The 25,505-nt window shown below is 71.0% G+C and carries 25 protein-coding genes; 9 read left to right on the top strand and 16 right to left on the bottom strand.

From position 1 onward, the window contains the following. Positions 1 to 305: 305 nt before the first annotated feature. From lptG to GXW71_RS31210, 9 genes are all read right to left on the bottom strand, one after another. Complete coding sequence (gene lptG / locus GXW71_RS31250) at positions 306 to 1,427, bottom strand: LPS export ABC transporter permease LptG (protein WP_211857077.1); 1,122 nt, start codon at positions 1,425 to 1,427, stop codon at positions 306 to 308. A 13-nt stretch (positions 1,428 to 1,440) separates the two neighbouring features. Beyond that, positions 1,441 to 2,604, bottom strand: a complete 1,164-nt coding sequence (gene lptF / locus GXW71_RS31245) for an LPS export ABC transporter permease LptF (protein WP_211857075.1) — start codon at positions 2,602 to 2,604, stop codon at positions 1,441 to 1,443. 12 nt (positions 2,605 to 2,616) lie between these two features. Then, complete coding sequence (locus tag GXW71_RS31240; RefSeq protein ID WP_211857067.1) at positions 2,617 to 3,291, bottom strand: trypsin-like peptidase domain-containing protein; 675 nt, start codon at positions 3,289 to 3,291, stop codon at positions 2,617 to 2,619. A gap of 221 nt (positions 3,292 to 3,512) precedes the next feature. Next, positions 3,513 to 4,952, bottom strand: a complete 1,440-nt coding sequence (locus GXW71_RS31235; RefSeq protein WP_211857065.1) for an FAD-binding oxidoreductase — start codon at positions 4,950 to 4,952, stop codon at positions 3,513 to 3,515. A 106-nt stretch (positions 4,953 to 5,058) separates the two neighbouring features. After that, the gene (locus GXW71_RS31230; RefSeq protein WP_211857063.1) at positions 5,059 to 5,586 is read right to left on the bottom strand and encodes a chromate transporter; all 528 of its coding nucleotides are present in this window, start codon (positions 5,584 to 5,586) and stop codon (positions 5,059 to 5,061) included. A gap of 64 nt (positions 5,587 to 5,650) precedes the next feature. Then, positions 5,651 to 6,241: a chromate transporter gene (locus tag GXW71_RS31225; RefSeq protein WP_211857061.1), complete on the bottom strand. Its 591-nt coding sequence runs from the start codon at positions 6,239 to 6,241 to the stop codon at positions 5,651 to 5,653. A gap of 61 nt (positions 6,242 to 6,302) precedes the next feature. Next, on the bottom strand, positions 6,303 to 7,088 hold the full coding sequence (locus tag GXW71_RS31220; protein WP_211857054.1) for a substrate-binding domain-containing protein: 786 nt from the start codon (positions 7,086 to 7,088) through the stop codon (positions 6,303 to 6,305). Positions 7,089 to 7,176: 88 nt separating this feature from the next. Further along, positions 7,177 to 7,716 carry a chromate transporter gene (locus GXW71_RS31215; RefSeq protein ID WP_211857046.1) on the bottom strand — a complete coding sequence of 180 codons (540 nt, stop codon included), beginning with the start codon at positions 7,714 to 7,716 and terminating at the stop codon, positions 7,177 to 7,179. Next, complete coding sequence (locus GXW71_RS31210; protein ID WP_211857036.1) at positions 7,716 to 8,294, bottom strand: chromate transporter; 579 nt, start codon at positions 8,292 to 8,294, stop codon at positions 7,716 to 7,718. Before GXW71_RS31210 ends, GXW71_RS31215 begins: the two co-directional genes overlap by 1 nt. 115 nt (positions 8,295 to 8,409) lie before the next feature. On the opposite strand from GXW71_RS31210, the gene GXW71_RS31205 reads away from it, so the two are divergent. Together GXW71_RS31205 and GXW71_RS31200 are read left to right on the top strand one after the other, a co-directional pair. Next, positions 8,410 to 9,444, top strand: coding sequence for an alpha/beta hydrolase family protein (locus GXW71_RS31205; RefSeq protein WP_246527057.1), 1,035 nt, complete (start codon positions 8,410 to 8,412; stop codon positions 9,442 to 9,444). A gap of 35 nt (positions 9,445 to 9,479) precedes the next feature. Continuing rightward, entirely contained in the window at positions 9,480 to 9,920 is a 441-nt protein-coding gene (locus GXW71_RS31200) for a hypothetical protein (RefSeq protein ID WP_211857034.1), read from the top strand. Between the two features lie 4 nt (positions 9,921 to 9,924). Here the strand turns inward: GXW71_RS31200 and GXW71_RS31195 are convergent, their stop codons facing one another. Further along, entirely contained in the window at positions 9,925 to 10,875 is a 951-nt protein-coding gene (locus GXW71_RS31195; RefSeq protein ID WP_211857032.1) for a LysR family transcriptional regulator, read from the bottom strand. Positions 10,876 to 10,959: 84 nt separating this feature from the next. On the opposite strand from GXW71_RS31195, the gene GXW71_RS31190 reads away from it, so the two are divergent. Both GXW71_RS31190 and GXW71_RS31185 read left to right on the top strand, forming a co-directional pair. Continuing rightward, complete coding sequence (locus tag GXW71_RS31190) at positions 10,960 to 12,021, top strand: alpha/beta fold hydrolase (protein WP_211857030.1); 1,062 nt, start codon at positions 10,960 to 10,962, stop codon at positions 12,019 to 12,021. Positions 12,022 to 12,352: 331 nt separating this feature from the next. After that, entirely contained in the window at positions 12,353 to 12,676 is a 324-nt protein-coding gene (locus GXW71_RS31185) for a hypothetical protein (RefSeq protein WP_211857028.1), read from the top strand. A 146-nt stretch (positions 12,677 to 12,822) separates the two neighbouring features. Here GXW71_RS31185 and GXW71_RS31180 read toward each other — a convergent pair whose 3' ends face one another. Together GXW71_RS31180 and GXW71_RS31175 are read right to left on the bottom strand one after the other, a co-directional pair. Next, positions 12,823 to 14,385 carry a hypothetical protein gene (locus tag GXW71_RS31180; protein WP_211857026.1) on the bottom strand — a complete coding sequence of 521 codons (1,563 nt, stop codon included), beginning with the start codon at positions 14,383 to 14,385 and terminating at the stop codon, positions 12,823 to 12,825. Beyond that, positions 14,382 to 15,065 (bottom strand): cysteine hydrolase family protein, encoded by a 684-nt coding sequence (locus tag GXW71_RS31175; protein ID WP_211857024.1) that lies wholly within the window; start codon positions 15,063 to 15,065, stop codon positions 14,382 to 14,384. Before GXW71_RS31175 ends, GXW71_RS31180 begins: the two co-directional genes overlap by 4 nt. Before the next feature lie 187 nt (positions 15,066 to 15,252). Here GXW71_RS31175 and GXW71_RS31170 point away from each other — a divergent pair, with 187 nt between their 5' ends. The 3 genes from GXW71_RS31170 (at position 15,253) to GXW71_RS31160 (ending at position 19,092) form a co-directional block, all read left to right on the top strand. Next, on the top strand, positions 15,253 to 16,254 hold the full coding sequence (locus tag GXW71_RS31170; protein ID WP_211857022.1) for a Bug family tripartite tricarboxylate transporter substrate binding protein: 1,002 nt from the start codon (positions 15,253 to 15,255) through the stop codon (positions 16,252 to 16,254). A gap of 47 nt (positions 16,255 to 16,301) precedes the next feature. Then, a complete protein-coding gene (locus GXW71_RS31165) occupies positions 16,302 to 17,981 on the top strand; it encodes a thiamine pyrophosphate-dependent enzyme (RefSeq protein WP_211857020.1) in 1,680 nt (559 codons plus the stop codon). A gap of 205 nt (positions 17,982 to 18,186) precedes the next feature. Next, positions 18,187 to 19,092: a LysR family transcriptional regulator gene (locus GXW71_RS31160; RefSeq protein ID WP_211857018.1), complete on the top strand. Its 906-nt coding sequence runs from the start codon at positions 18,187 to 18,189 to the stop codon at positions 19,090 to 19,092. A 38-nt stretch (positions 19,093 to 19,130) separates the two neighbouring features. Here the strand turns inward: GXW71_RS31160 and GXW71_RS31155 are convergent, their stop codons facing one another. The 4 genes from GXW71_RS31155 to GXW71_RS31140 all read right to left on the bottom strand — a co-directional run bounded on the left by GXW71_RS31155 (position 19,131) and on the right by GXW71_RS31140 (position 23,504). Next, on the bottom strand, positions 19,131 to 20,735 hold the full coding sequence (locus GXW71_RS31155; RefSeq protein ID WP_211857016.1) for an MFS transporter: 1,605 nt from the start codon (positions 20,733 to 20,735) through the stop codon (positions 19,131 to 19,133). Between the two features lie 236 nt (positions 20,736 to 20,971). Next, entirely contained in the window at positions 20,972 to 21,625 is a 654-nt protein-coding gene (locus tag GXW71_RS31150) for a hydrolase (protein WP_211857015.1), read from the bottom strand. Positions 21,626 to 21,759: 134 nt separating this feature from the next. After that, positions 21,760 to 22,734: an L-threonylcarbamoyladenylate synthase gene (locus GXW71_RS31145; protein WP_211857007.1), complete on the bottom strand. Its 975-nt coding sequence runs from the start codon at positions 22,732 to 22,734 to the stop codon at positions 21,760 to 21,762. Continuing rightward, a complete protein-coding gene (locus GXW71_RS31140; protein WP_211856997.1) occupies positions 22,731 to 23,504 on the bottom strand; it encodes a 3'(2'),5'-bisphosphate nucleotidase CysQ family protein in 774 nt (257 codons plus the stop codon). The genes GXW71_RS31145 and GXW71_RS31140 overlap by 4 nt, the downstream gene beginning before the upstream one ends. A 193-nt stretch (positions 23,505 to 23,697) precedes the next feature. On the opposite strand from GXW71_RS31140, the gene GXW71_RS31135 reads away from it, so the two are divergent. Further along, complete coding sequence (locus GXW71_RS31135; protein WP_211856995.1) at positions 23,698 to 25,185, top strand: leucyl aminopeptidase; 1,488 nt, start codon at positions 23,698 to 23,700, stop codon at positions 25,183 to 25,185. Next, a partial coding sequence (locus tag GXW71_RS31130) for a hypothetical protein (RefSeq protein WP_211856986.1) occupies positions 25,185 to 25,505 on the top strand: 321 nt, incomplete at its 3' end. The genes GXW71_RS31135 and GXW71_RS31130, both read left to right, overlap by 1 nt.

Genomic DNA, 25,505 nt, shown 5'->3' with positions numbered 1-25,505 from the left:
CCGGCTGCGGGCGGCGCCGCGGCGGGCGGCGCCGGGCTGGGCGGAACCGTGCCGATGCTACCCGGCGTCTGTACCTCGGGCACCAGGCCCTGGGCCAGCGCCGCGGCCCCCGGCAGGCCGGCCGCCACGAGGGCGGCCAGCACGGCGAATGCCGGCCTCTGCCTTCTGCATCCCATCCCCCGGTCCCCTCGTCCCCGATCCTAGAGCGTGATGGCCTGCGGCCGGATCGGCCGAAAAGCTTGAATCACGCGATCCACTACAATGGCCAGTACCTGCTCCGTGAGCGCTGGCGAACGGATCATGCTCTAGCCATCCTCCAGATGCAGCAGCAACGCCAGCGCGGACAGCATCCCCGCCATGGCTGGCGCCCAGGCGGCGAGCACCACGGGAATCGTCCCCGCCTGCCCGAATTCGTTGGTGATCCTGTCGAGCATGAACAGGCTGAATCCGGCGGCGATCCCCGCCGCCATCATGGTCGCGGTCCCACCCCGCCGTGTATGGCGCATCGAGAAGCCGGCCGCCAGCAGCGCCATGGCGGCGGCCAGCAGCGGCAGCGCCAGCAGGCTTTGGAAGCGCAGCCGGTGGCGCACCGCAGAGAAGCCGGCGTCCTCCAGCAGCCCGATGAAGGCCGGCAGGTTCCAGAAGCTCAGCGTATCCGGGCTGGCGAAGCTGTCCTCGATGCGCACCGGCGTGAGCTCGGTCGGCAGTTCCATGGCTCGGGGCGGCAGGGCCGGGCGATCGGCGGGGAAGACCACGGCCCCCTCCAGCGCCCAGTAGCCCGGCATCAGCCGCGCCACCGGCGCCTCGATCCGCTCGATCGGGCGGTCATCGGCCGAGAGGCGCCAGATGCTGACATTGTTCAGCTCGAAGCTGCTGAAGCCTGGCAGGGCCCCGCGCCGCCGCGGCGCCGGGGTGCCGGAGAGGATGGCGACACCGGTCTGCTCCCGGTCCGACTGGCGCAGCCAGAGCCGGCCGCCGGCGATCGCGGTGACGCCCGATGCGTTGCGCAGATAGGCGGCGTCCAGCCGCTCCGCCCGCGCCAGCATCATGGAAGAGAGGGGGGAGATGGCGGTCGTCGCCAGCGTCCCGATCAGCACCGCGACTAGCACCGGCGCCGAGAGGAAGCCCCAGGCCGAGATGCCGGCGGCACGCGCCACGATCAGCTCCGAGGAGCGGGCGAGCCGCCAGAAGGCGACGATACCGCCGATCAGCACCGCGAAGGGCAGGATCTGCAATGAGACGAAGGGCACCCTGAGCGCCGCGATCTGCGTCACCAGCCCGAGGCCGACATCCTGCCGCGTCGCCGCCCGCCGCAGCAGCTCGATCAGGTCGAACAGGACGACGAGGCCGGAGAGGGCGACCAGCATCACCAGCACCATCAGCGCGAAGCGCCGTGCGACGTAGATCGAAAGGGTGGCCGCGATCATGCCGGTACCATGCTCATGCCGATGCGTGGCCGCGCGCCTGGGCACGCATCTGGCTGCGCATTTGACCGCGCAGCAGCAACGCCTGGACCCCGTCGGTGAGCCAGAGCACCGCCGCGACCCCCGGCAGCAGCGCCTGGACCCAGAGCAGCGGGATATAGGCATTGTCGCGTGCCGCGAGGCTGCCGGCGAGCAACCCCGCCGCGAGCAGCCCGACCGCGATGCCGATGCCGACCGAAAGCCGTACGCCGCCGCCGTGCCGGCGGAATTGCCCGGTGAGGCCGACCGCCATGGCGACCAGCGCAAAGGAGATCACGGTCAGCGGCGCCGACAGGCGCTGGTGCGCTTCGGCCCGGAAGCGCAGGATCTCCCGCTCGCGCAGGCCCTCGGCGGGATCGGGGTTCAGCAACTCCTCGATGCTGCGCTCGCGGCTGTCGCGGCTGCGGACCTCGTCGCTGCGGGTGGCGCGCGCCAGGTCGATGCTGTTCTCGGCGAAGCTCAGCACCGAAAGGCGCGGCGCCGGCGGGTTGCCGCTCCGTTCCACGGTCTGGCGCTGGCCGTTGTGCAGCGTCACCCGCGGGCCCTGCGGGGTCTGGGTGATGCGGCCGCTCTCGGCCAGGATGGTCACGGGTGCCCCCGGCTCCCGCGCATCCTGCACCAGGATGCCGCGCAGCGTGCCGTCCCGGTCGCGCTCCCGCGCATAGACGGTCATGTCATTGCCGACCTGGCTGAACACGCCTTCCTGCAGCAGCAGCCCGGCCATCTGGTTGCGGATCTCGAACTGCCAGGCGCGGAAGGCGGCGTGGCTGATCGGCACCAGATAGAGCTGCAGCCAGAGCACCAGCACCGCGGTCAGCGCCGAGAGCAGCATGGCCGGCCGCGCCAGCCGCCATTGCGACAGCCCGGCGGCGCGCATCACCACCAGCTCCCGGTCGCCGGCGAGCCGGACATAGACGAAGAGCGTCACGACGAAGCTGGTGATCGGCAGGATGACCGCGAAGAAATTGGGCAGCATCAGGCTGGTGAGCTCCAGGAACACCAGCAGGGACAGGCCGCGGTCCAGCACCAGCTCGATGAAGCGGAGCGACTGGGTCAGCCAGACCAGCGCCGCCAACCCGACCGTGACGGCGAGCAGCGACAGCAGAAGCTGGCGGAAGAGGTAGGTGTCGATCCGATTCACGGCGCCCCTCTATCACTGCCTGTCCAGAAAGGCACGGATGGCGGCAGCCGGCACCGCGAAGCCGAGCCGCCCGGCCGGATCACCTTGCCGCGCGCTGATCACGCCTGCGATGCAGCCGCCGGGCCCGAGCACCGGCCCCCCCGATTCGCCGGCGAGCAGCGGCCCGTCCAGCACCATCATGGTGCCGTCGATCCGGGCCGGCCCCAGCCGGCCGCTGCGCTCCAGCGCGCGGAGGGCGGCCGGCGCCCCGCGCCGCAGGCTCTCGATCCGGAGCATCGCGCCGGGTGCGGGGTCGACGCCGCAGGGGGTGAGGGCGGCCATGCCGGCCGGCGGCACCGCGACCCGGAGCAATGCCAGGTCCTGCCAGCCCGGATAGGCCCAGCCCGGCTCCGCATCCCCGGTCGGGACGCCGGCGACCCGCCGCAGCACCGCGGCCGGCACCTGGCGGCCGCCGAGCAGCAGCACCGGCGGGCGTTCCGGCTCCAGCGCCGCACCCGGGCAGCCTTCCCGCCGCGCCAGGCCCGGATCGACCAGATGCCCCGCGGTCAGGAACAATCCCTGCCCGAGATGAATGGCGACCCCGGCACCAACGCAGCTAGCGCCCCCGGCCTCCCGGAACACCACCCGCAGCTCCACCAGCGCCGGATGCGCCGCCCACGCCGGCGCCGGCAGCGCGACCCCGAGCAACAGAGCTGCAACGAGCGCCAGCACACAAAGCCGCGGCCGCAGGCCGCCACCCATCCCTGCGGAGCGAGGCGAAGCCGATGCTCCGGGGCCGCGAATGCGGCCCCGCGCGCGACCGACCGCCGCCGCCAATGCCGCCCTGACAGCGCGGAAGCCAAGCCGGCGGATGCCGGCGCCGGCGTCTGAGGCCGACGAAAAACGCGCGCCGGCGCCTGAGGACAAAATCAGGGCAACACCTTGCCCGGGTTCATCAGCCCGGCGGGGTCGAGCGCCGCCTTGATGCGGCGCATCGCCTCCAGCTCGGCGCCGCCGCGCCAGCTCTCCATCATGTCGGTCTTGAGCCGACCGATCCCGTGCTCGGCCGAGAAGCTGCCGCCCAATTCGCGCACGATCTCGTTCACGCAATCCATGATGTCGTGGGAGCGCGCCAGGAAGGCGGCGGGGTCGCCGCCCTCCGGCTGTTCCAGGTTCATGTGGATGTTGCCGTCGCCCATATGGCCGAAGGGCACCGGCCGGCTGCCCGGGATCAGCGCCGCCAGCGCGGCGCTGCAGCGCCGGATCATCTCCGGCACCCTGGAGACCGGGACCGAGACGTCGTTCTTGACCGATGCCCCCTCGCGCTTCTGCGCCTCCGGATGCTCCTCCCGGATGCGCCAGAGGGCGGCGCGCTGCCCTTCGCTTTCGCCGATTGCAGCGTCGAGCACCTCGCCGGCTTCCAGCGCTTCCTCCAGCACCGCCTCGGCCAGCGGCCGGAGCCCGGCCTCGGGGCGGGAGGAGGCGAGGTCGACCAGCACGTAGTGGTCCGCCCGTTCGCTGACCGGCAGGGTCACGCCCTCGATATGCTTGACCGCGAGGTCGACGCCGATGCCCGAGAGATATTCGAAGGCGCGCACAGCTCCCTCGTCGCGGTCGCGGAAGCGGCGAAAGAGGGCGAGCGCCGCCTCCTCGTCGCGCACCGCGCAGAAGGCGACCTCGTTCTCCCGCGCGCGCGGGAACATCCGCAGCACGGCCGCGGTGATGAAGCCGAGCGTGCCCTCGGCGCCGACGAAGAGGTGGCGGAGCGCATAGCCGGTGTTGTCCTTGCGGAGTGCGCGCAGCCCGTCGATCACCTGGCCGTCGGGCAGGACCATCTCCAGCCCCAGCATCAGCTCGCGGGCATTGCCGTAGCGGACCGTCGTGTTGCCGCCGGCATTGGTTGACAGCACGCCGCCGATCGTCGCCGTCCCTTCCGCGCCGAGGCTGAGCGGAAACAGGCAATCGACGCCGGTGGCCGCGTCCTGCGCCGCCTTCAGCACCAGCCCGGCCTCGACCGTCATGGTCATGTCCACGGGGTCGATGGCGCGGATCCGGTTCAGCCGGGCGAGCGAGACGACCACCTGCCGGCCGGATTCGTCCGGGGTGGCGCCGCCGACCATGGAGGTGTTGCCCCCTTGCGGCACCATGGCGACCTCGTGCCGGGCGCAGAGCCGGACCGCGGCGGCCAGTTCCTGGGTGCTGCCGGGCCGGATGATGGCGGGCGAGGCGCCCTGGTAGAGCCCGCGCCAGTCGGCCAGCGCCGGGGCGATGTCCCCGGGATCGGTCAGCAGCCCCTTGGGGCCGAGCACGGCCTGGAGGGCGGAGAGCAGCGCGGCCGGGAGCGGCGCGGGGGCGTGGGTGTCGGGCATGGTCGCGGAGGGTTGGCGCGGGGCGGGGAAGGGGTCAAGCGGGTGCGTGTATCGGTTCGTGTCCCAGACGCATGCGGGAACACGTTGTTCCGCCGTCGGTGCGGGGTCACACCCCCATCGCCAGCCCCACCAGCGCCCCTGTTACCAGCACCCAGAGCGGCGAATAATTCGTCCGCCAGACGAAGATCGTGCTGGCGATCGCCAGCGCCCCGGTCACCCAGCCGGTCGCGGCACCCCGCGCCAGGATCAGGCCGGAGGCGGCGATCAGCCCGACGGCGACCGGGACCAGGCCCCGCTCGATCACCTTCAGCCAGGCCTTGCCCGCCATGCGCTTGCGGAACTTGGCGAAGCCGAAGGCCAGCAGGCTGGTCGGCAGGGTCATCGAGATGGTGGCGACCAGCATCCCGACCCAGCCCGCGACATGCCAGCCAAGCAGCCCCACCACCAGCACGTTCGGCCCCGGCGCCGCCTGCGCCAGGGCGTAGCGGCGGGCGAATTCGGCGTCGGTCATCCATTGGTGGGTTTCGACCACGAGCCGATGCATCTCCGGCAGCACCGCGATGCCGCCGCCGACCGAGACCAGGCTGATCGCCGCGAAGCCGAGCACCAACTGCCAGAGGATCTCGTCCCGCATCAGAGCGCTCTCACTCCGCTTCGCTCCGTTTCAAGCGCTCTTCCCCTTTGTCTGGCGAGCAGATTCACGCCTCCGGGCGCTCCCGCCCTGCGGCGATCTGCTCGCGCGCCCGCCCCGCCCACCAGGCCGCCAGGATGCCGAGCGGCCCGAGCAGCAGCAGCACCAGCGGCAAGGGGACCCGGAAGAAGCCGGAGAGCGTCAGGGAGGTGAGCCCCACCGCCCAGAGCCCGAGCGTCGGCTTCAGCCGCTGCGCCATCTTGGCCGCGGTGCCGACCACCATGCCGGCCGCCGCCGCCGCTGTGCCGCCGAGCAGCGAATCCACCGCCGGCAGCGATCCGTAGTGGTCATAGAGCGTGGCGAGCCCCGCCAGCACCACCAGCGGCCCGCCGAACATGGCGCCCGCCGCGATCAGCGACCCCGCCATGCCGTGGAAGCGTTCGCCCACCATGATCGCGGCGTTCAGCGCGTTCGGCCCCGGCAGCACCTGCCCGAGGCCGAGCGTCTCCGCATATTCCTGCTCGGTCAGCCAGCGCCGCTCCTCGACCAGGGTGCGCCGCGCCCAGGCATTGATGCCCCCGAAGCCGACCAGCCCGATCTTGCCGTAGGTCAGGAACAGCGCGGTCTTGCTCGGGCGTGGGGGCGGGGGGGACTCCATGCCCGCAAGCAGGCCGCCGATCCCGGCTATGCACAAGCCCCGGCGATGCCGGGGGCGTGCTTCAGCGGATCGGTTCCAGCCCGGCGCGCCGGATCGCGTCGACCGCCTCCGGTCCCGCCATGAAGGCGATCAGGGCCTGTGCCGCCTGGGCTTCCTGCGCGCGCGCCGCGATGCCGGCGGAGAAGATCGTCTCCTGCTGCAGCGAAGGCGGCAGCACGCCGATGAAATCGATGCCAGGAATCGGCAACAACTCGCTCACCTGTTGCAGCCCGAGCTCGGCATCGCCGCGCGCCACCACCGTGCCGACGCGCTCGCTCAGGATGCGCCGCGCCTTGGGCAGGATCTCGTCCGCAAGGCCCAGGCGCGGGATCAGCGTCTGTGCGAAATAGGTGCCGCTGGCGCTGGCCGAATAGGCGATGCTCCGTGCTTCCCGCAGCGCGCGGATGAAACCCTCCTCGGTCGAGATGTCGGGGCGCGGTGCGCCGCTCCGCACCGACATGCCGATCAGGCTGCGCACCAGGTCGACGCGGCTGCCCGGCGCGCCATGCCCCGCCGCGATGAGCTGGTCGAGCGCCGGTGCGGCGAGGATCAGCACGTCGGCAGCCTCGCCGCGGCCGAGCCGCACCGGGATCGCGTCCGGCGCATTGCCCATGGAGGCGCCCTGGATGATCACCACCCGATGGCCGCTCGACTGCTCGAATTGCGGCACCATCTGGCGGAAGGGCTCGAAGAAGCCACCCGAGATCATCACCCGGATCTCGGCAGCCGAGAGCCCGGCCGGCGCCAGCGCCAGCAGCCCGGCCGCCACCCAGCCGAGCAGCGCCCGGCGCATCACCCGCATTGTCATCGTCATTCCCTCCCGACACACGTCGTCAGCACATCATATGGATCGCGAAAGCCAAGGGTCTGCAGCACGGGTTGCTGCCTGCCGGCGATCAAGAAGCCAGTATGAGACCCAATACGCCCCCGCCCGCCAGCACCCAGAGCGGGGAAAAATCCGTGCGCCAGACAAACAGCGTGCTGACCAGCGTCACCGCCAGCCAGACGATCCCGGGCCCGTCGAAGCGCCCGCCGCTGCTTGCCGCCGCCATGGTCAGGCCCGCCGCCAGGATCAGCCCGATCGCGACCGGCACCAGGCCGGCCTGCACCGCCTTCAGCCAGGGATGCCCCGCGAGCCGCTGCGTCACGCCGCCGACCACCCAGGCGATGGCGGCCGCGGGCACCAGCATGCCGAGGGTCGCCGCGACCAGCCCGGCTCCGCCGCCGATCCAGTAGCCCATCAGTGAGGCGACCAGGATGTTCGGCCCCGGCGCCGCCTGTGCGAGCGCATAGAGCTGGCTGAAGGTCGCATCGTCGAGCCAGCCGCGGAGCTCCACCAATTGCCGGTGCATCTCCGGCAGCATCGCATTGGCGCCGCCGATCGCGAGCAGCGAGATGACGGAGAAGACCGAGAGCAGGCCCCAGAACACAGCCATCACGCTGCCCTTCGCACCGCCGGCGGCAGCCGGCGATGCGCGAGGACGATGGAAACCGGCGCCAGGATCGCGACGATCAGCGGCAGTGGCAGCCGCCACCAGAAGGCGGCGCCGCAGGCCGCGAGCCCCACCGCGATCATCTCCGGCGGCGGCCGCAGCTTGCTGGTCATCTTCGCCGCCATGCCGATCACCATCCCGGCGGCCGCGGCCGCGATGCCCTGCATGAAGGGCGCCACCGCCGGCATCTGGCCATAGGTCTGATAGGCCCAGGCCAGCAGCATCAGCACGCAGAAGGGTCCGATATAGATGCCGGAGGTCGCGAGCAGCGCACCGGCCAGCCCGTGGAAGCGGCGCCCGATCATGACGGCCGCATTGCCGACATTGGGGCCCGGCAGCACCTGGCCGATGCCCAGCACCTCCGCGTAGTCGCGCTCGGTCAGCCAGCGCCGCTCCTCGACGATCACCCGCCGCGCCCAGGCACCGACGCCGCCGAAGCCGAGCAGGCCAATCTTCGCATAGCCGAAGAAGAGATCCGCCCGCGTGGGTGTGACGGTGCTTGAAGGTGCGGCTTCCGCCATGCGGACGAGTCCCCTGAATCACCGCCAGCCAAGGGCGGATCCCCGGCATGCGCAAGAGGGTGCTCTTTGCCGCGGCCCGGCATCGGGCCATGATCCCGGCCAGGGGAGAACCATCATGCAGAACACCATCCGCGCCGCCGCCCTCGCCGCCGCGCTGCTGCCCGCCGCCGGCGCCGTGGCGCAGAGCCCGCCGCCGATCGCCCTCGAACGCTGGGGCAGCTTCCATGTCGGCGGGCGGGAGGTGGTGGTCACCGGCCAGCCGGTGCGGGAGGTGCTGTTCTCCCCGGGCGGCGTCCCGGCCCGCGTCGACCCCAACGGCACCTACCTGATGGGCGGGATGTATGCCCAGTACATGATCCCGGCGAACCCGCGCGGCCAGGCGCCGATGCTGCTCTGGCACGGTGGCGGGCTCACCGGCGTCACCTGGGAGACGACGCCCGATGGGCGCGAGGGCTGGCAGCATTTCTTCCTGCGCCGCGGCTGGCCCATCTATGTCAGCGACGCGGTGGAGCGCGGCCGCGCCGGCTGGACCCAGATCCCCGAGCAGACCGGCGGCCAGGCCCTGACGCTCACCGTCGACAATCCCTTCGAGCGCTTCCGCATCGGCGCCGGCCCCGGATCCTACCTGCGCCAGCAGGTGCTGCCAGGCAACCAGTTCCCGGCCGACCGCGAGAGCTACCTGAACTTCGTCCGCCAGGTGGTGCCGCGCTTCACGACGACGGATGCGCTGGCGCTCGATGCCTATCTCGCGCTGCTCGATCGCGTGGGTCCGAGCGTCGTCGTCGCGCACAGCCAGGCCGGCCTCTTCGGCTGGCGCGCGGCGCAGGAACGGCCGGACAAGGTGCGCGCGCTGGTCCTCGTCGAACCCGCGACGATCGGCGACCCGGCGAAGGTCGCCGCACTCCGCAACATCCCGGTTCTGATGATCTATGGCGACTACATCGCCCAGGATGCGCGCTGGCCGGCGATCCGCGCGAATGGCGTGCGCTTCGCCGAGGCGGTGCGTGCCGCGGGCGGCAGCGTCGATGTTGTCGACCTGCCGGAGCGCGGCATCCGCGGCAACAGCCACATGATCATGATGGACAGGAACAGCGACGAGGTGGCGGGGCTGGTGCAGGAATGGTTGGCGGCACGCGGATTGTGGCGGTGAAGGCGTGGGTTCGTCAGGTCCGAGCACCGTAGGAGATGTATCGGATTGATGAGGCGAAGAAGCGGGACCCGGCGCAGCGCTGGGCGCTGCCGGACCGCGTCTTCTTCGCCTGCGGCGCCTGCCACATCCTGGCTTGGGCATTCCTCGACTGCTATCGCCATGCAGATTTCCGCGCATTCTGGCTGAAGCCCGATGCGGGCTTCTCCGGGAACCATATTGTCGTCACCGACGGCACGCGGATTTTCGACTACCATGGCTACACGCATCGTGATCGCTTCCTGGCACACAGCGTCGCCAAGGCGCGCCGTTGGTGGCCGGGCTGGCAGGCGACGCTGGTTTCGCTGCCGCCCGATGTCCTGATCTCCGAAGCGAAGTCCCGCACCTATGACCGTCTGTGGCTGCGCGAGCCCGGACAATTCCTGCACGACGCCCTGCCGCGCGCCCGTGCCTTCCTGAACCGCTTCCCAGTGCCCTGAGCGATCACATCGTCTGGCTCGGCGGCATCCGCATCGCGATCGTCTGCGTGTGCGCGACCGCGCGGGCGGTTTCGAGGAAGGCGGTGATTGCCGAGGACGGCTCGCCGCGGCGCCAGATCATGGCGAATTCGGCGTCGAGCGCGGATGGGCCGGGATCGAGGTCGCGATAGGCGACGCCTGCGCGGCCGAGCTTGCGCAGCGACGCCGGGACCAGCGCGATGCCGATGCCGACCGCGACCAGGCCGACGATCATGTGCATCTGCACCGCTTCCTGAACCACCCGCATGGCGAAGCCGGCCTCGTCGCAGGCGCTGATGATGCGGGCATGAAAGCTCGGCCCTTCATGGGCCGGGAACATGATGAAACCTTCCCCGGCGAGCTCGGTGAGCTGCAGCCGGTCCCGCGCGGCGAGCCGGTGATCCTCCGGCAGCGCGACGACGAAGGGCTCCCGCAGCAGCGTCTCGCAGCGGATATCCGAGGCACCGAAGAATGGCGGGCGGAGGAAGCCGATATCGGCCTCGCCGGACTGCAGGCTGGCGATCTGCTGCACGCTCGTGCGCTCCTGCAGCATGATCTCGACCCTGGGATGGGAGGCGCGGTGCGCCTGCACGATCTGCGGCAGCAGACCGTAGCTCGCGGCGCCGACGAAGGTCACCCGTACGCGACCGACACGGCCCTGCTCGGCGCTGCGCGCTATGCCCACCGCCTCCTCGAGCTGCAGGAGAAGGCGCTGCGCCTCTGCGCGGAAGGCGATTCCGGCTTCGGTGAGGGTGATCTGCCGGTGCGAGCGGTCGAAGAGGCTGGCGCCGATCTCGGCCTCGAGCTTCGCGATGGCCTGCGACAGGGGCGGCTGCGCCATGCCGAGCCGGAGCGCGGCCCGGCGGAAGTGCAACTCCTCCGCGACCATGCAGAACTGCCGAAGCTGGCGCAGCTCGATCTTCGATATATCGCGCATATCGAATGATATCATACCCGGCGCTTGAGATATCGAAGCGGGTGCCGACCTGACCGCCGAAGCAGCGACTTCGGAGAGGTCAGAATGACCACGATGCAGACGGTTCTCGCGGCCGGGGTCATGGCCGCGATGGCGATGGTCGGGTCGGCGCAGGCTGAGATCCGCAGGGTGGATTTCCGCGTCCCGGGCGAGGCGGGCATCGCGCTTTTTGTGCGCGAACTGGTGGCCGGGAGCATCGATGCTGCCCTGCCGCCGGTGCTGCTGCTGCACGGGGCGCGCGTGCCGGGCATCGCCTCCTTCGACCTGCCGGTCGCCCAGGGCTCCCTTGCTGCCGATCTCGCGCAGACCGGCCACCGCGTCTTCGTCATGGACGCGCGCGGCTATGGCGCGTCCACCCGCCTCGGGCAGGACGGGCCGCGGGATGGCGCGCCGCTGGTCCGCTCGGAGGAGGTCGTGCGGGACATCGCCGCCGTGGTCGCGGCCATCAGGGCCCGGACGGGCGCCCGGGCCGTGGCGCTCCTCGGCTGGGCGACGGGCGGCCACTGGCTCGGCATGTATGCCAGCCGGCATCCCGGTGAGGTCAGCCACCTCATTCTCTACAACACGCTCTATGGCGCGCATGCCGGCCATCCGCGGCTCGCCGCCGGCGGGCCGCTCGCCGATCCCCGGGTTCCCGGCCGCTTCGACGCGGCGCGGTCCGGCGCCTTCGCGTTCAACACCGCGGATTCCCTGCTGCCCTCCTGGGACGCCTCCATCCCGGAAGAGGACAAGGCGCAATGGCGCGATCCGGCCGTGCTGGCGGCCTATCAGGCCGCGGCACTCGCGTCCGATCCAACCTCCGGCGAGCGCTCGCCGCCGGCATTCCGGGCGCCTATGGGCGCGATCGCCGATTCCTTCGAGCTCGCCTCCGGCCGCAAGCTCTGGGATGCCGCGACGATTACGGCGCGGGTGCTCATCATGCGCTCCGGCAATGATTTCTGGAGCCGGCCGGAGGATGTGGCCGGGCTGCAGCGCGAACTCACCAGCGCCCGCAGCTTGCGCGCGGTCACCATCCCCGGCGCGACCCATTATGTGCATCTCGACCGGCCCGAGCGCGGCCGCGACGAGTTCCTGCGGGACGTTGCGGCCTTTCTGCGGACGGATTGAGCGCGGCCGTCCGGGCGCGCCGCGCTCCTCACGCGGCGCCGCCAGCACGTCATCGTCGTATGGCCATCGAAGACGCAGAATTCGATCGATCTGTCGAAGCTCTGGCATCCGCCGCAGCAGTCACGAGATCATGATGGACGACAGCGAAAAGGCTGGGTTGGTACAGGAATGGCTGACCGCATGGGCCATGTGGCGAGTACCGGGCGCTTGCTCCGCCGCCTTTGCTTGGTGGACGCCAGCCCGCGCATCAGTTTCCGATGGCGCCGTTCAGGTCCGCGTGTAACGGTTGGCCCTGGGTAATCCACAATCATAAGCGGGGGAGACTCCAGTCATGAAGTTTCGCAACTTCCTGGGTGCATCCGCCCTCGCATTCGGATTGATGGCCTGCGCCGAGCCGGCGCGCCAGCCGACGCCCGTGGCTGCCCCGGCACCAGCGCCGGCACCCGCGCCACCTCCCGCAATGTCCGACCTGATGGGCACCAGGATGGCCGACACCTCGATCCTGACGTCTCGCGGGTTCCGCATGGCCAGGACCCGCGGGGCGACGCAGTACTGGTGGCGCGACTCGGACCAGCTCTGCGTGCGTGCGGTCGCTTCCCGCGGCAACTACCGCGTGATCCAGCAGGGGCAGATCGCCGAGTGCGGCGCTACCTGAGCTGGCTCCACGACACCGAGGGTATTGCCAGACTCGTCACCCGTTCAGGCGATCTCGCCTGAACGGGATTCTGATTGATCTCCCGGTGCTGCTCCAGGCGGCCGGCGGTGCAGGCGGCACCGTCCTCCGGCGAGGCGGCGCGTGACTCATTCCGCCGGCTTCGGCGCGGCCAGCACCGACATCGCCGGTGCACGGCCCACGACGAAAAGCCCGCCCGCCATCACCGCATAGGCCAGCGCCACGCCGGGCGTCACCGCGATGCCGACCGCGGGCCCGTGCATCAGCCCGAAGAAGGTCAGCACCGCGCCGGCGCCGGCGAAATACGCGGCGCGCGTCCATTCGTGCTCGATGACGAAGACTGCGATCGCGGCCAGCACCAGCCCGGAGAGGATCGCGCCTTCGCCCAGCACCTCGAGCCCCGGGTAGAGCACGCCGAGGGCGGCGAGCTTCTCCATCCCGACCGCCGCCGCGCTGGTCCCCGCGGCACCCAGCGCGCCGTCGATCAGGGTCTTCGCCCAGGCCGCGAGATGCGGCACCAGCGACAGCACGACGGCCGGCGCATGCGATTTCGGCGTCTCCTGGAACGCCTGCGCGCCGATCAGCATGCCGATGTAGAGCAGGATCGGGGAGATCGCGACGACCGGCACCAGATCAAGCAGCAGCGACACCACGCCGAACCAGGTCAGCGCCAGCACCAGCAGGCCGGTCGCCGCCGAATAGCCGATGCGCCCGCCCATCGCCTTCCAGCCGGGATGGCCGATATAGACCGCATTGATGAAGGGATTGCCCATCAGGCAGCCGATCAGCGACACCGCGCCATCAGCGGTCAGCACCCGCGTCGTCGGGTAGTGGTCGCCCGCAACCTCCGCGCTCTCGACGTTGTCCATCGCCTCGACCAGGTCGTAGATCCCGAAGGGGATCGCGGTGACCAGGATGATGCCAATGAACTCGAAGCCGCCGAACAGGTGGTCGATCGCCGGCAGCGGCACCGAGAAGCCGATGGTCGAAAGCCCGTCCAGCAGCGCCGTCACGCTGCGCCCGCCGACGCCGAGCCCGAACAGCGCCGCGCCCCAGGCGACGAGCGCGCCGAAGGCGATGGCGACAAGGCCCGCCGGCAGGTTGCGCGGATAGCGCAGGCCGCCGAACCAGGCCGCGATGACGATGCCGAAGCAGACCACGCCGATCGCCGGCGTCATGAACATCTCGAGCGCCGGGCGCATCGAGATGAAGGTGACGGAGACGCCGGCGAGCGTGCCGAGCAGCGCGGCGCGCGGGGTGATGCGCCGGATCACCGGGGCCACGAAGCCGCCGATCATCAGGATGAAGCTCTGGATGAAGACCCAGGTGAGGCCCGCTTCCCAGCCCTTGATCGGGTCGCCCGTCCGCTGCGCGATCGGCAGCATGATCACCAGCGCGACGACGAACATGTGCGGCACCGAGATGCCGGACGGCAGCGCGCAGACATCGCTGCGGCCCGTCTTCAGCGCGAGGCGATAGGCGAGCCAGGCGTAGTAGCCGGTCGACAGCGCCATCATCAGCCCGGCCGCCGGCAGGATGCGGCCGAACACCACATCCTGCGGCATCTGCAGCACGAAGCGCAGCAGCCCCGTCAGCACCAGCAGGTTGACCAGGATGTTCGTGCCGAAGCCGAACAGCGCGTTCCAGTCGCCCGGCGTCCACAGCGCCGGGCGCGTCGTCGTCGCACTCATGCCGCTCTCTCCTCCGAAGCAATGGCCGCAATCGCGCGGGTGGTGTCCGAGACCCAGCCGAAGATGCCGCCCTGCGCGCTCACCATCGCGAGCGCCGCGGCATGGAATTCCGGAAAGTAGGAGGCGCAGGCATCGGCCAGCGCGACGCCGCGGAAGCCGCGGTCATTCGCTTCCCTGATCGTGGTGTGGACGCAGACCTCCGTCGTCACGCCCGCGACCAGCAGTGTCTCGACGCCGCGATGACGCAGCATCGGCTCCAGCTCGGTCGCGTAGAAGGCGCCCTTGCCAGGCTTGTCGATCACCGGCTCGCCGTCGATCGGCGCGAGGGCAGGGACGATCCCGTGTCCCGGCTCGCCGCGGATCAGGATGCGCCCCATCGGTCCGGGATCGCCGATGCGGAGCGACGGCGCGCCGCGCATCACCTTCGCCGGCGGCGCGTCGGACAGGTCCGGCCGATGCCCCTCCCGCGTGTGGATCACCAGCATGCCGGCGGCGCGAGCAGCATCCAGCATCGCCCGGCACGGTCCGACGGCCGCCGCCAGAAGCCCGACGTCATTCCCGAGCGCTTCACCGAAGCCGCCGGGCTCCAGGAAATCGCGCTGCATGTCGATGATGATCAGCGCCGCGCGCGCGGGATCGATGGGCAGGGGAGCGGGATCGGCATCGAGCATGCGCGGCATCGGGCAGGGCTCTTCGGTGCGTCGTGTATGCACGATGCAAGAATGGGGCCGGGAAAACCGGTCGTGTGGCGCCAGTACTGCTGAAGAAACAGGCAGTTTCGCCGACGACTGAGCACCGCCGGTGCCACCGGATTTCCCCCTTTGCTGGGGGCGGTGTTTAATCGCTGCAAGAATGGCGGAGGGAAGGATGTCCAGGAACGGCGCGCCACGCCCGCGGGCGCTGCTGATGCCGCGGCGGCGCGCGCTGCTCGCCGGGCTGGGCATGCTCTCCGCGATGCCGGCCCTCGGCAGCACGAGCTGGCCCGACAGGCCGGTGCGGCTGGTCATCCCCTTCGGGGCGGGCGGGCCGATCGACAGCATCGGCCGGCTGCTGGCGGAACTGCTGCGCGAACGCCTGGGCCAGCCCTTCATCATCGACAACCGTGCCGGCGCCGGCGGCAGCATCGGTCTGCGCAACGTGGTGCAGTCGCCGCCGGATGGCAGCGCCTTCGTGCTGACCAGCTCCTCGCTCGCCAGCATCCATGCACTGCAGCCGAGCCAGGGGCTGGACCCGCGGGAGATGGTGGCGCCGGTCAGCCTGGTGGCGGATGTGCCGACCGCGCTCGTGGTCCATGCCGCTTCCGATATCGGCAGCGTCCAGGATCTGGTGGCCGCGGCGAAGGCGCGGCCGGGCAGGCTCACCTATGGCACCTCCGGCGTCGGTTCCTCCAACCATCTCTCCGGGGCGCTGTTCGGCAATGTCGCGGGGGTGGAGATCACCCATGTCCCCTATCGCGGCGCCTCCCCGGCGATGACGGCGCTGCTCGCCCGCGAGGTCGACATGGTGTTCGCGAGCACGGTGGAGACGCTGCCGCATGTGCAGGCCGGCCGCGTCCGCATCCTCGGCGTCGCGACGGGGCATCGCGTCCCCGGCCTGGCGGCGGTGCCGGCGATCCATGAGATCGTGCCCGGTTATGTCGCGTTGAACTGGTACGCCATCGCTGGCCCGCGGGCGCTGCCATCAGCGCTCATTGGCAAGTTCGCGGCGGCGCTGGGCAGCCTGCGCGCCCTGCCGGAGGTGCAGGCGCGCTTCGCCGCGGCCGGCACCGAGCCGCTGCTGACCGGTCCGGAGGTGCTGGCGGCGCGGCTCGCCGAGGAGGTACCGAAATGGCAGCGCGTGGTGGCGGAGGCCGGTATCCGCGTGGAATAGCGCCGCTCGCCGGCGAAGATCGGAATGCCAGGGAAGGGAATGTCGGAATGAGCAAGACCGTCGGGCGCCTGCTGGCCGAAAGCCTGATCGCGCATGATGTCGACAAGATCTGGATGGTGCCGGGGGAAAGCTTCCTCGGCCTGACCGATGCGCTGACCGAGGCGCCGGAGGTGCAACTGGTGGTCTGCCGGCATGAGGGGGGCGCCGGCTTCATGGCGGTGGCCGATGGCCGTTTGCAGGGCGGCCGCGCCGGCGTGCTGCTGGTCTCCCGCGGCCCTGGCCTCTCCAACGCCATGGTGGCGCTCCACACCGCCTTCCATGACGCGACGCCGCTCGTCGTGCTGTGCGGCCAGGTGGAGCGGAAGGATTTCGGCAGGCTCGCGCTGCAGGAGCAGAACTATTCGAAGTTCCTGAGCGACGTGACCAAGGACGTGATCGAGGTGAACGAGCCGGAGCAGGCGAGCGAGGCGATCGCCCGCGCCTTCCACCTCGCCGAAAGCGGCACCGCCGGCCCGGTGGCGGTGATCCTGCCGGAGGATATCTTCGACGAGCCGGCGGAGGTGCCGATGGCGAAGCCCCGCCCGCGCGTCTTCGGCGGCGCGCGGGAGGAGGATCTGGACCGCCTCGCCGCCATGCTGGCTGCGGCCGAGCGGCCGCTGATCTGGGCGGGCGGGGCGCTGGCCAATGCATCGATGGAGACGCTGGCCGAGCTGCGCCAACTCGCGGAACTTTGGGTGCTGCCGGTCTCGCCCACCCATCGCCGGCCGCAGCTCTTCGATTCAACCCATCCGAACTACGGCGGCTACATGGGCATCCGCGTGCCGAAGGACCTGGTCACGGAGATGAAGAAGGCCGACCTGCTGGTGGCGCTGGGCGAGCGCATCACCGATTCCGTCAGCCAGTCCTACAGCTTCCCGACCGCGCCGGACCCGCAGCTTCCGCTGGCGCAGGTCTGGCCCGATGCCAATGAGATCGGCCGGGTGTTCAACGTGACGCTCGGCATCGCGGCCGAGCCGGCCGCGGTGATCCGCGCCCTGCTGAAGCGCGGCGCGCCGGCCAATGCCGCGAAGCGCCAGGGCTGGGTCGCCGGGCTGAACGCCATCCACAACCGGCTGATGGCGCCGGACTGGGAGAGCATGCCGGACGGGGTGAACTTCGCCGCCGTCTGCGTCGAGATCGGCAAGCACCTGGCGCCGGATGCGGTGGTCAGCTCGGATGCCGGCAATTTCTCCTCCTTCATTCATCGCTATATCGGCTTCCGGCCGGGCCAGAATTTCCTGTCCTCCGTGGTCGGCGCCATGGGGTCTGGCGTGCCGATGGCAGTCGCCGCCAGCCTGCGCTGTCCTGGCCGGCAAGCCGTCGCTTTCTGCGGCGATGGCGGCGCGCTAATGACGGGCAACGAGATCGCGACCGCCATGCAGTATGGCGGCACGCCGATCATCATCATCTCGGACAACAAGCGCTACGGTACCATCGGCATGCATCACGAGGTGCGCTATCCGAACCGCCCCTATGAGAATGCGGTGAAGCTGACCAACCCGGACTTCGCCGACTGGGGCCGGGTGTTCGGCGCGGAGGGCATCTCGATCCGCAGCGAGGCGGAGGTGGAGGCCGGCATCGCCCGCGCCTTCGCGGTCAAGGACAGGCCGGTGGTAGTGCATGTCCATACCTCCGCCGAGCAGATGAGCGCCTGGCGGCGGCGGGGCGCGGTGCGCATCCACGGCTAGAGCAGATCGCTGAGGGGCGGAATCGCCCGGAAGCGTGAATCTGCTCGCTCAAACAAGGCATATGGAAGGCTGGCGTGCCTATCGTTTCCGCGGCTCGGGAAACTGATCTAAGGAGGACAGGCCCGCCAGTGGCGCAGCCCGCGCCGCCGGCCGCGCAGGCTCCCGTTGGAGAGATGCTCGGCATGACCGCGCCAGGACGAGACCCGTGAAGGATGCGGCCCGAACCCTCGCCTGGGATGACTTCCGCCTGATCAATGCCGTAGCGGAGACGCGCGGCCTGCCCGCGGCCGCGGCGCGGCTCGGCGTCGATCATTCGACGGTCTTCCGCCGGCTGCGCCATATCGAGACCCTGCTCGGCATGCCGCTCTTTGAGCGTCACCGCACCGGCTACACCCTGACCGCGGCCGGCGAGGAAATGGCCGCGCTGGCCGCCCGCGTCGATGAGGACATCACCGCGGTCACCCGGCGGCTGATCGGCCAGGCGCCTGCGCCCTCGGGCGAGGTCCGGATCGCCACCAGCGACAGCCTGCTGGTCGACCTGCTGATGCCGATGCTGGCGCGCTTCCGCGCCGCCAACCGGAGCATCCGGCTCGACCTCGTCGTCGGCAATGTCGCGCTCAACCTCTCGCGCCGCGACGCCGATGTCGCGGTGCGCGCGACGGACACGCCGCCGGAGACGCTGGTCGGCCGCCGCGCCGCCCGCATCGCCTGGGCGCTCTATGCTGCCGCGGCAATGCCACCGCCCGCCGATCCCGTGGCGGAAGCGGATTGGGTCTGCCTCGGCGACAATCTAGGCGCGCTCCGCGTGGTGCGCTTCGCCCGCGGCACCGTGCCGCCCGAGCGCCTGGCCGGGCGCTTCGACACCGTGCTCGGCCTGGCCCATGCCATCGCCGCCGGGATCGGCGTCGGCCACCTGCCATGCTTCGTTGGTGACATATGGCCGGGCCTGGTCCGGTTGGCGCCGCCCGAGCCCGACTATGCCGCCGATCTCTGGCTTCTGACCCATCCCGATCTGCGCCACACGCCGCGCATCCGCACGCTGATGGACAGCCTGGCCGAGCAGATCGCGGCGCAGCGCCCGCTGATCGAAGGGCAGAGGCCGCGTGGATAGAGAGGGCGAGCCGGGGCGCTCCCCTCGCATCGCTCGCCTTATCCCGGCCTGCTGGTCAGCAGGTGACGCACGACCGGCGCCTCCAGTCCCGAATGGAAGCGCCGCACCTCCGCCTGCAGATCGGCATCGGCCTTGGAGACGCGGTGATGCTGGCGCAGATGCTCGGCCCAGGATTCGACCATGAACCACTCGACCATGCGCTCGGGATCGGCCGCATCCTCGGTGACGCCCCAGCCATAGGCGCCATCACGCCGCCGCTCATCCGCCAGACGATGCACCGCCGTCAGGAAGCCGGTGCGATCCGTCGGCGCCACGCGGTATTCGATCAGCACGAGGACCGGGCCGCGGTCATGCGCGACCGGATCGGCGAGCAGCGGCTCCGGCCAGTGGCGCGCGGCCGTGAGGTCGGCCTCGCCGACCGGCAGCTTGACCCGGTGCAGCAGCAGCGCCGCGCCGAATAGGGCCACGGCCCCGATCAGCAGCGCGGCGGGCACGCCGACGACCTCCGCGACTGCGCCCCAGCCGAGGCTGCCGGCCGCCATGGCACCGTTGAAAACGGTGAGATAGACCGCGAGCGCCCGGCCGCGCACCCAATTGGGCAGGATCGCCTGCGCCGTGCCGTTCAACGTGGTCAGCGCGATGATCCAGGCGGCGCCGAGCGCCAGCAGGATCAGCAGCGCCAGCCATTGCGGGGGTGCGAGGGCGAGTGCCGCCATGGCGCCGGCCGTGATGATCGCGGCCAGCAGCAGCAGCCCATCGGCATCGAGCCGGCCACGTATCCCTGGCAGCAGCAGGGCGCCGACGATGGCGCCAGCCCCGACCGCACCGAGCAGCATGCCGTAGAAGCCGGCATCGCCGCCGAGCAGGTTGCGCGCCACCAGCGGCAGCAGCGCCCAGACCGCGCTCGATAAGGCGAAGAAGATCGCCGCCCGCAGCAGCACGCGATGCAGCTCCCGGCTGGCGCGGGCGTAGCGGAGCCCGGCGCGGAAGGCGCCGGCGAAGCTCTCGGCGAGCGCATCATCCTGCCGTGCCGGGCGGCGCCACCAGAGCAGGGCGGCGATGACGAAGGCGTAGCTCAGCACATCGGCGCCATAGGTGACCGCGGCGCCGGCTGAGGCGAGCAGGAGCCCTCCGGCTGCCGGGCCGATCGAGCGGGCGATGTTGATGCCGAGGGAGTTGAGCGCGACCGCGCTCTTGAGATCCCGGGCTGGCACCAGCTCCGGCACGATGGATTGCCAGGTGGGCGCCATCAAAGCGGCGCCGATGCCGCCGGCGAAGGTCAGCGCTATCAAGCTGGAGACCGTCATGGCCCCGGTCAGCGACAGCGCCATCAGCACCAGGCTCACCGCGGCGAGCAGGACCTGGATCGCGATCAGGAAGCGGCGCCGGTCGAGGATGTCCGAGAGCACGCCGGCCGGGATCGCCAGCAGGAAGATCGGCAGCGTGCCGGCAGCCTGGATCAGCGCCACGGCGGCCGGCCCGGCACCGAGATCCGTCACCAGCCAGGCGCTGGCGACGTCGCGCATGAAGCTGCCGGTATTGCCGAGGATGGTCGCCGCCCAGAGCACGGCGAAGCCCGCATGGCGCAGCGGCGCGAAACTGCCGCCCGCGGCTTTGGCGTGTGCTGCGGTGTCGGATGTCATGGCGGTCACTATCCCCAGAACGGTAGCGAGAAGCGTGGCGCCGGGCCTTGGAACAGGCCCGGCGCCGGGATGTCAGAGCGCGTTTGGGAATGGGGCGGTGGCGAGGTGGCGAGGCACTTTCCGTCCCTGTCGTAGCGGCTGACGCAGCCGATGCTGGTTGCATCGGCGAGGAAGCCGGTGCGGCAGGGGCGGAAAAGGGCCGTCAGATCGCACCGCAGCCATTCCCAAACGGGCTCTTAGCCCTCGCGGGCGCCGAACATGGTCTTCGCGTAGGTGATGCCGATGCCGTAGGCGCCACCGTACTTCTTGGCGATGCCGGTGGTCAGGTCATAGGTCTCGCCGCGGGCCCAGTCGCGCTGCAGCTCCAGCAGGTACTGCACGGCGGTGATCGGCCGCGCGCCCGCCTGGATCATGCGCTGCATCGCGCGCTCATGCGCCTCGTCCGAGACGTCGCCGCAGGCATCGGCGATGACATAGACCTCGAAGCCCTGGTCGAGCGCCGAGAGCGCCGGCCCGACGATGCAGACCGAGGTCCAGAGGCCGGCGAGGACGATGCGCGGCTTGCCGATGCGGTTCACCTCCTCGATGACAGCCGCATCCTCCCAGGTGTTCATCGAGGTGCGGTCGAGCAGCGCCTTGCCGGGGAAGGGCGCGGTCACCTCCTCGAACATCGGGCCGGAGAAGGACTTCTCCGCGACCGTGGTCAGGATCGTGGAGACACCGAAGCCAGCGGCGGCGGCGGCGACCAGCCCGGCATTGTTGCGCAGGGAGACGGGGTCGATCGATTTGGTCGCGAAGGCCATCTGCGACTGGAAGTCGATCATGACCAGGGTGTGATCGGCCGGCTTGAGCAGCAGCTTGCCGGGGGTCGGGGTGGCGGTGATCGTCATGGCTGGAGCTCCGGAAGGGTTTCGATGGCCGAAGCTTCGCCTGTGCGAATTTGCACGGCAATGAAGCAGATCGCAAGGTCTGTATTGCGTACGTGCAATCGGCGCGCTGGAGCGCGGCACAGCCGAGGTCTGCGTCAGCCCGGCCGCGGCGCCGCGGCGCGTTCCAGCCGGTCGTTGATCGCGGCACCCAGGCCATGCGCCGGCACCGGCATCACCGCGATGCGGGAAAGGCCGCGCCGCGCGCCCTCGGCATCCAGCGCGCGGAGGCCGGCGAAGAGGTTGGCCGCCGCTTCACGCAGGTCGCGCGCGGCGGAGAGCTGGAACACGGTGCCGGCGCCGGGCAGCGGCGCCCCGAAGGCGAGCAGCGCCTCCTCCGCCGCGACATCAGCAGCGCCGAGCCGCACCGGCAGGGACGGCGCGTAGTGGGAGACCATGAGGCCGGGCGAGCGCAGGCTGCGCGACGCCTCGGCCGCGCTGCGGGGCAAGGGCCGGCCGATGCGGCCGATCACCGCCTCGATCGCCTCTGCCGGCACGCCGCCCGGGCGCAGCAGCACGGCACTGGCCTGCAGGTCGAGGACGGTGCTCTCGACACCGACATCGCAGGGCCCGCCATCGACCACCGCTGCGATCCGGCCCGCCAGACCGTCCAGCACATGCGCTGGCGTGGTCGGGCTGACCTGGCCGGAGCGGTTGGCCGAGGGTGCCGCGACCGGCACCCCCGCCGCGCGGATCAGCGCGAGCGCCAGCGGATGCGATGGCACCCTGACCGCCAGCGTGTCGAGGCCCGCACCCGCCAGCAGGTCGATCCCTGAGGTCACCCGCCGCGGCAGCACCAGGGTCAGCGGCCCCGGCCAGAAGGCGGCGGCCAGCGCCCGGGCCCGCTCGTCCGGCACCACCTCCGCGAACGCCGCATCGGTATCGGGAAAATGGCAGATCAGCGGGTTGAAATGCGGCCTGCCCTTGGCCTCGAACACCGCCGCCACCGCGCGTCCCTGCCGGGCATCGGCGCCGAGCCCGTAGACCGTCTCGGTCGGGAAGGCGACGAGTTCCCCCCCGCGCAGCAGCACGGCGGCGCGATCCAACTCGTCCGGACGCAGGATCGCGGTCACGCCGCCCCCGTCACCACATAGGGCGGGTTCTCCCAGCCCGGCTTGCCATAGGGCATGACGCCGCCGTCCCAGAGCCGGAGCGACCCGCCCGCCGCCTCCAGCACCGCCTGGGGGGCGGCGGTATCCCATTCCATGGTCGGCACGAAGCGCGGATGCAGGTCGGCCACACCCTCCGCCACCCGCAGGACCTTCACCGCGGAGCCGATATTCTCGATCCGCGCCACCTTCCGTCCCTGCAGGAACTCGGCGATCCGGGGATCGCCGGCATAGTGCCGGCTGCCCATCACGACGAGCCCTTCCTGCGGCGGCCGCCGCACCGCGATGGCGCGCTGCCCGGCCGCGTCGCGCTTGAAGGCCGGCGCGCCCACGCGCCCGCCGAAGACCTCCCCGGTTTCCGGCACCGCGACGGCGCCGAGCACCGGCCGGCCGCCGCGCACCAGGCCGATATTCACGGTGTAATGCGGCCGCCCGGTCGCGAATTCGCGGGTCCCGTCCAGCGGATCGACCAGCCAGTAGACATCGCCCGGCACAGTGACGATGCCGGCGGCCACCTCCTCCTCGGCCACCACCGGGATCGCCGGCACCGCGGCGCGCAGCCCTTCCACGATCAGCGCCTCCGCGATGCGGTCGGCCTTGGTCACCGGGCTGGTGTCGCGCTTGCGCTCGACCGCGAAGCCGGCACGCTTGACCGCGAGGATCGCCGCCGCCGCCCGCTCGGCGAGCGAAACGGCCAGGTCGAGCAGGGCGGCATCGGTGGGAATCGAGGGCATTCCCCCTCTTCGCGCCGCCCGGCCCCCTATGGCAACCCCGTCCCTGGCGTGGTTCCCTGTCAAGCGAACGAATCGCGGCACCTGGACCATGCTCGGTCCAGGCTGGCCGAGCATGGTCTAATCAACGTGTTGATCGCGTGATCAGCGCTTCCGGCTGCCCCAGCCCCCAGCGGTCACGCTTCAGGAGCGACTCATGGCCGATATCGCCTTCGTCAAACCCGCCCTTCCGCGCCACGGCGCCCTGGTGCTGCTGGTCCCGGAAGGCGGGGAGGGCGGCAGCCTGCACGCGGCCGCGGCGACGGCGACCGACGGCCGGCTGCCGAAGGCGCTGGAGGCCGCCGGCTTCAAGGGGCGCAAGGGCCAGTCCGCGGTGCTCTGGGCGCCGGGCGGCGGCCTCAGCAAGATCGTCGCCTTGGGCCTCGGCAAGCCCGAGGAGGTGACCCCGGAAGCGCTCGAGAACCTGGGCGGCACCGCCTGGCCGCTGGTCGCCGCCGAGCGCGAGGCGGTGGTGGCGGCCGAGGCGCTCGCCCCCGGCCTCGCCGCCCGCTTCGGCAGCGGCCTGAAGCTCCGCTCCTATCGCTTCGGCAAGTACCGCACCAAGGAGAAGGAGGAGGACAAGCCGAAGGCCGAGCGCATCGCCATCGCGACCAGCGACGCCGCGAAGGCCAAGGCCGAGTTCGCCCCGCTCTCCGCCATTGCCGACGGCGTCTTCCTCGCCCGCGACCTGGTCTCCGAGCCACCCAACGTGCTGTTCCCCGCCGAGATGGCCGAGCGCTGCAAGACGCTCGAGAAGCTCGGCGTCGAGGTCGAGGTGCTGGGACCCAAGGAGATGAAGAAGCTCGGCTTCGGCGCCCTTCTCGGCGTCGCGCAGGGCTCGGCGCAGGAGCCGCGCGTCGTCGTCATGAAGTGGCTCGGGGCGTCGAAGGCGGCACGCGGCAAGAAGGCGTCGGCGCGGCCGCTCTGCTTTGTCGGCAAGGGCGTCACCTTTGACACCGGCGGCATCTCCATCAAGCCCGCCGGCGGCATGGAGGAGATGAAGTTCGACATGGCCGGCGCCGGCACCGTCATCGGCCTGATGGCAGCCCTCGCGGGTCGCCGCGCGAAGGCCGATGTCATCGGCCTGGTCGGGCTGGTCGAGAACATGCCCTCCGGCACCGCGCAGCGGCCGGGCGATGTCGTCACCTCCTATTCCGGCCAGACCATCGAGGTGATCAATACCGATGCCGAAGGCCGCCTCGTGCTGGCCGACGTGCTCTGGTACGCGCAGGAGAAATACGATCCGCGCTTCATGGTCGACCTGGCGACCTTGACCGGTGCGATCATCATAGCACTCGGCCATGAGCATGCCGGGCTCTTCACCAATGACGACGGGCTGGCCGCGAAGCTCGAGGCCGCGGGCAAGGCGACGGGCGAGGGCCTCTGGCGCATGCCGCTCGGCGATGCCTACGACAAGCAGATCAAGTCCGACATCGCGGACATGAAGAATGTCGGCGGCCGTCCCGGCGGGTCGATCACCGCGGCGCAGTTCATCCAGCGCTTCGTCAACGGCAAGCCCTGGGCGCATCTCGACATCGCCGGCACCGCCTGGGCCTACAAGGACACCCCGATCACGCCGAAGGGCGCATCCGCCTTCGGCGTGCGCCTGCTCGATCGCCTGGTGGCCGACCAGTACGAAGGCTGATGGCCAAGCTGACGCTCCGCGCCACGCCGCCGGAGACGGGGGAAGCGATCGCGCTGCCCCTTGCCCTAGGCGCCCCGGCGCCGGAGGGCTGCGCGGCGGCGATCGCGCTCGCGCGCTTCATCCCGGCGGTGGGAGAGGCGCTGACCCTGTTCCGTCCCGACCGGCTGATCCTGGCGGGCAGCGGGGCGGGGGTCACGACGCTTGATTTCGAACGCGCCGGCGGCGGCGCGGCCGCGGCGATGGGGGAGGCGCGGTCGCTGCTGCTCGATGCGCGCGGCCTGTCGCCGCGCCTCGCCGCCGCCTTCGGCGCGGGGGCGATG

The organism is Plastoroseomonas hellenica, from assembly GCF_018129085.1.
Taxonomy (GTDB): domain Bacteria; phylum Pseudomonadota; class Alphaproteobacteria; order Acetobacterales; family Acetobacteraceae; genus Plastoroseomonas; species Plastoroseomonas hellenica.
The sequence above is the reverse complement of the archived record's forward strand: the minus strand, read 5'-3'. Positions and strand labels throughout refer to the sequence as shown.